Annotated in this window: 10 protein-coding genes; 1 reads left to right on the top strand and 9 read right to left on the bottom strand. The window is 38.8% G+C overall.

What is annotated here, in order from left to right; all coding sequences use genetic code 11:
* Window positions 1–45 precede the first annotated feature (45 nt).
* The 9 genes from WSC_RS0102460 to WSC_RS23840 form a co-directional block, all read right to left on the bottom strand.
* Window positions 46–327 carry a hypothetical protein gene (locus WSC_RS0102460; protein WP_016954325.1) on the bottom strand — a complete coding sequence of 94 codons (282 nt, stop codon included), beginning with the start codon at window positions 325–327 and terminating at the stop codon, window positions 46–48.
* Complete coding sequence (locus WSC_RS0102455) at window positions 327–566, bottom strand: DUF2442 domain-containing protein (RefSeq protein ID WP_016954324.1); 240 nt, start codon at window positions 564–566, stop codon at window positions 327–329. Before WSC_RS0102455 ends, WSC_RS0102460 begins: the two co-directional genes overlap by 1 nt.
* 4 nt (window positions 567–570) lie before the next feature.
* Window positions 571–828 carry a DUF4160 domain-containing protein gene (locus WSC_RS0102450; RefSeq protein ID WP_016954323.1) on the bottom strand — a complete coding sequence of 86 codons (258 nt, stop codon included), beginning with the start codon at window positions 826–828 and terminating at the stop codon, window positions 571–573.
* A gap of 172 nt (window positions 829–1,000) precedes the next feature.
* Window positions 1,001–1,336, bottom strand: coding sequence for a hypothetical protein (locus WSC_RS0102445; protein ID WP_016954322.1), 336 nt, complete (start codon window positions 1,334–1,336; stop codon window positions 1,001–1,003).
* Between the two features lie 822 nt (window positions 1,337–2,158).
* Window positions 2,159–2,329, bottom strand: coding sequence for a hypothetical protein (locus WSC_RS25000; protein ID WP_169315452.1), 171 nt, complete (start codon window positions 2,327–2,329; stop codon window positions 2,159–2,161).
* 300 nt (window positions 2,330–2,629) lie between these two features.
* The gene (locus WSC_RS21625; RefSeq protein WP_016954318.1) at window positions 2,630–2,833 is read right to left on the bottom strand and encodes a hypothetical protein; all 204 of its coding nucleotides are present in this window, start codon (window positions 2,831–2,833) and stop codon (window positions 2,630–2,632) included.
* Window positions 2,834–3,014: 181 nt separating this feature from the next.
* Window positions 3,015–3,407 (bottom strand): ankyrin repeat domain-containing protein, encoded by a 393-nt coding sequence (locus WSC_RS0102420; protein ID WP_016954317.1) that lies wholly within the window; start codon window positions 3,405–3,407, stop codon window positions 3,015–3,017.
* Between the two features lie 131 nt (window positions 3,408–3,538).
* Window positions 3,539–3,955, bottom strand: a complete 417-nt coding sequence (locus tag WSC_RS0102415; protein WP_016954316.1) for a hypothetical protein — start codon at window positions 3,953–3,955, stop codon at window positions 3,539–3,541.
* 130 nt (window positions 3,956–4,085) lie between these two features.
* Entirely contained in the window at window positions 4,086–4,625 is a 540-nt protein-coding gene (locus WSC_RS23840) for a TlpA family protein disulfide reductase (RefSeq protein WP_016954315.1), read from the bottom strand.
* A 1,254-nt stretch (window positions 4,626–5,879) separates the two neighbouring features.
* Between WSC_RS23840 and WSC_RS21615 the strand changes: the two genes are divergently transcribed.
* The coding region (locus WSC_RS21615) for a transposase (protein ID WP_016954312.1) at window positions 5,880–6,153 on the top strand (274 nt) is incomplete at its 3' end.

The following is a 6,153-nucleotide window of genomic DNA, read 5'->3' as shown; positions in this document are numbered from 1 at the left end:
ATGAACTATTAAACGTAGCTTAATGAAGTGTCCACTTTTAATGGTTCAGATCACTTTTTTTATTCCATCAAAAGTAAATTCTGCAGGAACTACAGTCCTAAGCAAATAGTTTAAAGGCTCCAAAGAATCGTCATCGAAGAAATACATAAAAGCTTCAGCCCTATGGCCCGATAAGGCGACAGCATACTCAAAAATAAATGACGTCAATGAAGCGGAAACTTTACTCAAAACTTGTGAATGCCCTATAACGCCGCAATATGGGGCGCGAAAAAGCTTGGCTAAACTAGGAACGAAGTGACGCAGCCAAGCTTTTTGCGTCCCTTTCATTATTGCTTTGTTATGTGGCTTTTCAAAAACTCTGGGGCTAAGTCAGCGCCATTAGGCCAAACAACAGTTTCTAACTCAGGATCAACTGCTAGTTGCGAAAAAAATTGTGGATTGGTTAGCGGTTCAAACATAGAACCTTTAAGTCTATTTGTTAAATCAACTTCACCAGAAGTGCCATCATCAAATGACACCCAAAGTTTCATTCCTGATGTATGTTTTGCAGATTTGACATGAAGCATAAAGTTACTCCAAAGGTGCTATGTAATTAAGTGGTTCACCAGCTTGCGCTTTTTGCCAATTATCTTCAAGTTCAGGTTTGTGATATGAAATCCATTCTTGAACAAATTTAACCGCTCTTTTCGGCAACTCGCCTTCTATAATTTCACCATCAAAACTAAACAAGGCTTCATAGCCAGAATATTTAGCATGAAAATGGGGTGGATTATGATCGTTAAAATACATAGCGATAATAATTCCATAGAAACGACTAATAATTGGCATAAAACACTAACCAGTAATAATTTTTCTTGATCGTACTCAAATAATACGCCGTGTCAAATTAGCCACATAACGCCCGCATAAGTGGCGCATAAAAGCTTGGCTATAATTAGCAAGGAACGAGCGCAAGCCAAGCTTTTTGCGTCCACCCTTAATGCGTTTGTTAGGTTACGGTTTACTTCTTGAGCCAATGAGATGGCAAGTTTTCGTATTTGAATAAATAATCGATTGTCTGCTTTCTCGACCAGCCATTAAACTTTGCAACTAGATAAGTAACTAATGCACAGGATAACAAAAAATTTGCTAGCATTACCGACAGAACATAGTAATCAAAGGTATCTAAACCAGCGCCTGGTATTCCTGGTGCATCCATATCAACACCATTAAGTTCAGCTAAATAATGGACAATGATCCATGTTGGGGTTGCCGAAACAGCTATTGCGGCCCAACCCATAAGTATAAATAAAAATTTATATTTAAACTTGATTCGCGAATAATTCTCGGAGTTCATCTAGTAACCTAACGCCGCAATAAGTGGCGCATAAAAGCTTGGCTATAATGTGCGAGGTACGAGCGCAGCCAAGCTTTTTGCGTCCACCCTTAATTGCATTGTTAGCTAATGCTGAGCCTTTAAAGCTTAACTCGCAAACAACGCAAAACCAAATTAGCAACTTACCTGCTCTTTTTATACTGCAATTTAGCAGCGAAAAGAAGCAGACCCGAACAATACCGAGTGCCGTAAGTAAACTTAGAAAAATGAACTTGAGGACACGCACAAGCGTGGCGATACAAAAGTCCATTTTTATAAACTAACCAAAAGCGACCAGAAGCAAACAACTCAACTGCCGCTCAACGGTAAACAAGGCTGAAAAACCAATTTTCCGACAACTGGAGCGTGGCGAGTTGGTGTTACTTTTTAGCAAAAAACAGCCAGCAACTCAAAAACCCACAACACCAAATTTTAATTTTTAACTACGTTAAGCACTTAGCTAACGCCGTAGTAAAGGGTGGAATAAAGTTGGCTAATATTTTTGCTCAGCAAAAATTTGGCCAAGCTTTTTGCATCCCTTTGACTGCATTGTTAGAAATGCCCAACAACGCAAGAGCTGCATAAAAACGCCCTTTACCGACAATTAATAACGAATGCTTAAACTTAACGCAAAAAGCTGCGGTTACCAACATTTAAGCAAACAATAAATTTGTACAAACAGAGCGAGTTAACAACACTACCCTAGCCTACAAAGCCAAACTGAAATGCCAATTAACTTTGCACGCCAACCCGCGGTTGTAAAATAGCAAAGCACACAAATGCCTCATTTGAAGCCGTTTACTTTTAAGATTTTGCTACTTCTAACGCCGTAGTAAAGGGTGGAACAAAGTTGGCTAACATTTTTGCTCTGCAAAAATTTGGCCAAGCTTTTTGCATCCCTTTGACTGCATTGTTAGAAATGCCCAACAACGCAAGAGCTGCATAAAAATGCCCTTTACCATTAATTAAAAACAATTGCTTAAACTTACCGTAAAAAGCTGCGGTTACCAACATTTAAGCAAACGATAAATTTGTTCAAATATAGCGAGTTAACAACACCGCCCTAACCTACAAAACCAAACTAAAATGCAAATTAACTTTGCACGCCAACCAGCGGTTGTAAAATAGCAAAGCACACAAATGCCTCATTTGAAGCCGTTTACTTGTAAGATTTTGCTATTTCTAACGCCCGCATAGGTGGCGCATAAAAGCTTGGCTATAATAAGCGAGGTACGAGCGCAGCCAAGCTTTTTGCGTCCACCCTTAATGCGATTGTTATATACCGTTACTCAGTGTGCTAAATTTTTTAAAGAATAAATACACAAATAGAGCGCCAAGACTTCCAAATACGATTAAACCTGCAACTTTACCGATCATCGCTTCGAGCATTATAACTAAAAATGCACATAAACTAATGACAAGGCCTGCTAAGTTACCTCCAGATGGTTTCAATACAACAGTATCTGCTGAATAAAGCATTAAAACCAATGAAAAACAAATAAATGCATAGAACAACAGTGAATATACTTTGAGCCGATCCAACGTCACGAGCTAGTCCTTTAGGTATATAACGCCCGCATAAGTGGCGCATAAAAGCTTGGCTATACTAAGCGAAGAATGAGCGCAGCCAAGCTTTTTGCGTCCACCCTTAATGCGATTGTTATATTTGCTTTTTACTTTTGATGTACTCAGAAATCAACAGCTTATTTTTAACTGTTAGTCTAGGTATTGAACACACCGACAACCAGTGATTAGCTGATTTTCCATTTGCATCCGTAAACTCAGGATTTGCACCATTTTCAATTAATAACTGAACAATTTCAGGGTAACCAGAAGTAACAGCCCTAATTAAAGGCGTTGTTTCATTATAATGTACATTGAGTTCGGCGCCCGAAGTAATGAATAAGGATACAATATCAATTGCACCACATTGAATTGCCATAATTAAAGGCATCCCATTAGGATTTGCACCTACCGAAATTAACTCTTGCGCATAATCGAAATCGCAATCTGCCGCCTGTATTAGCGCGTTATCCAATTCCGTTTGATTCAAATTAATCTCCAATGTTAGTAGCAAATATAACGCCGCAATAAGCGGCTGAAAAAGCTTGGCTAAAATTAGTGAGGTACGAACTAAGCCAAGCTTTTTTAGTCCGCCCTTAATTGCTTTGTTATACGTACAGACTACATACCCAAGAGAAAAGGTAACGCTTCAGCCAATTGTTCAGGGCTAAGTATTGCACCCGATTGATCTTCAATGGTAATACCGTTGTATTTTGAACTCAAAATTATTGCGGTTGTAAATGCCGTTTGGGCTTCAATAGGGTTACCCCCAAACTTGAATTGATAAACGACCCCTTGGGAATACTGTTTAGGTAATAGAGATTTAAAAGGAGCTGGCAGCTCAGAAACTGCAAAAGAGTAAGTTTCCATACCCGCATCTTGGGACTCCAATTTTGCTGGTAAGAAGCCCGAATGCTTTTTAAGGTTAACGTTTGGTGTGTACTCAACAACATAGGCAAGTTCCTTTGCTGCTGCATTAAGATCATTTGTATTTGGCTCGATTTCTAGAGCTAGTACAACAAATAGACTCATAGACATACTAATTCCTTAAAATAAAAACGAATTCGAAGTACGTATAACGCCCGCATAAGTGGCGCATAAAAGCTTGGCTATAATGTGCGAGGTACGAGCGCAGCCAAGCTTTTTGCGTCCACCCTTAATGCGATTGTTATAAGCCGCTTGCCTCTTTCAAGGTTTTTCCTTCTACGAGTGCAGCTTGCCATTGCTGAAACTGATCAAGTTTCAACGACCGCTCAATTATATTTGTATCAGAATCTAGCTTTAAAACAAATGGCACAACTCTATTTTCGTTACCAAAGTATCTTTGCTGAATTGAAGTAGTACCATCCTTAGCAACCCACAAAGTTCCAGTAAAGCCTGTTTTTGCAACCATGGCTTTTATACCATCTAAATCTTCATCAAGTGCAATAGCTAATAGCCTAGGCTTGACATCATTTTCATGTGCAAAGTTTTCCAGTAAGGACAACGTCGGGTAGCAAGGAGCGCACCATGAAGCGAAAAAGTAAATCACTGTTTCTCGATTTTTTAGTTCGTCAAAGGTGTGACTTTTACCGCTTAAATCAAACAATTCAATGCGTTGAATTGGTTTTCCTAAGACATCTTGATAGCTCTCAGCAAAAAAACCTAGATATTTTAAAGAGCCCAAAATCAATATGATTACGATGAATAATAAAGTCCATTTTTTCAATTTATACCCCTAGCTATGATTAGGCTTATAACGCCGCGGTAAAGGGTGGAACAAAGTTGGCTAACATTTTTGCTCCGCAAAAATTTGGCCAAGCTTTTTGCATCCCTTTGACTGCATTGTTAGAAATGCCTAACGACGCAAGGGCTGCATAAAAATGCCCTTTACCAATAATTAAAAACAATTGCTTAAACTTAACTTGATAACATGCGGTTACCAACATTTAAGCAAACAATAAATTTGTTCAAATATAGCGAGTTAACAACACCGCCCTAACCTACAAAACCCAACTAAAATACAAATTAACTTTGCACGCCAACCAGCGGTTGTAAAATAGCAAGGCACACAAATGCCTCATTTGAAGCCGTTTACTTTTAAGATTTTGCTATTTCTAACGCCGCAATATGGGGCGCAAAAAAGCTTGGCTATAATTAGGAACGAAGTGACGCAGCCAAGCTTTTTGCGTCCCTTCATAATTGCATTGTTGGCTAGAAGCTCAACAAAAGCTGAAGATTAGCACAATGCAATTACCGTAAGTAAACTTAGAAAAATGAACTTGAGAAACATACAAGCGTGGCAATACAAAAGTCCATTTTTATAAATTAACTTTAAGCGACAGGCAAACAACACAAATGCCGCTCAACGGTAAAACGAGTTGGAAAAACCAACCTAAAAACTACTGGAGCGTGGCGACTAACAAGTTAACGGAACAGGCAAATAAATGCCAGCACCACGAAAACAAACACCACCGGTTTAACTATTTTTAACTAACGAAACTTCTAGCTAACGCCCGCCTAACAGGCGTAAAATGCTTGGCTAAAATTAGGAACGAAGTGACGCAAGCCAAGCTTTTTACGTCCTTTGTTGAGGCGTTCGTTATAAGCCTATTTCTGCTTAGAAACCGCATACTCAAAAGCGTGATTTAAAAATGCGCACATCCAAATAAATGGGAAGGCATACAGTAAAAATATTACTGAATACTTTACTTCACCAATAACAGGGAAATACGTTAATCCAATAAAACAACAAGCAACTATGACGCCCGTTAAAACCCTATATAAGCACAAAAGGCTGGTCCCGACTCCATTTATTATTGGGTAGACCATACGAAAAGTCTGCTTAACTTGCTCGATAAACCTCGGAGAAAAATAACCAAGTAAAGATAAACCAAAGTGAATTAGTGCAAGTATTACAAAGTGGTAGTGTTTAGAAATCTGTGTCACTTTATTACAATGTTAATTCAAACAGGAGTGACACATGTCTCAAGAATTCGATTTCAACAAAGCTTTAGAACAACTTCAATCAGGTAAAAAACTGACAGGTGCAGATGGTGTATTGACACCACTTATTAAACAGCTCACCGAAGCTGCTCTAAAAGCTGAAATTGAACAGCACATAGAAAGCGAATCTGAACCGAATCGTAAGAACGGAACCACTAAAAAGACGATTAAATCAACTCATGGTGAGTTTGAGCTAGAGACCCCAAGAGACAGAGCGGGTACATTTGAACCGCAATTAATCAAGAAAAATC

The sequence above is a fragment of the Catenovulum agarivorans YM01 genome (assembly GCF_000281085.1).
In the GTDB taxonomy this organism is placed as follows: Bacteria; Pseudomonadota; Gammaproteobacteria; order Enterobacterales; family Alteromonadaceae; genus Catenovulum; species Catenovulum agarivorans.
Note: the sequence above shows the minus strand (reverse complement) of the source record. Positions and strands in the feature narration are given on the sequence as shown.

What these genes read in the sequence shown, in the direction of transcription:
- WSC_RS0102445 (WP_016954322.1), bottom strand. Translation starts at nt 1,336, where the DNA reads ATGAACTCCGAGAATTATTCGCGAATCAAGTTTAAATATAAATTTTTA.
- WSC_RS0102460 (WP_016954325.1), bottom strand. Translation starts at nt 327, where the DNA reads ATGAAAGGGACGCAAAAAGCTTGGCTGCGTCACTTCGTTCCTAGTTTA.
- WSC_RS0102415 (WP_016954316.1), bottom strand. Translation starts at nt 3,955, where the DNA reads ATGTCTATGAGTCTATTTGTTGTACTAGCTCTAGAAATCGAGCCAAAT.
- WSC_RS0102450 (WP_016954323.1), bottom strand. Translation starts at nt 828, where the DNA reads ATGCCAATTATTAGTCGTTTCTATGGAATTATTATCGCTATGTATTTT.
- WSC_RS0102455 (WP_016954324.1), bottom strand. Translation starts at nt 566, where the DNA reads ATGCTTCATGTCAAATCTGCAAAACATACATCAGGAATGAAACTTTGG.
- WSC_RS21625 (WP_016954318.1), bottom strand. Translation starts at nt 2,833, where the DNA reads ATGCTTTATTCAGCAGATACTGTTGTATTGAAACCATCTGGAGGTAAC.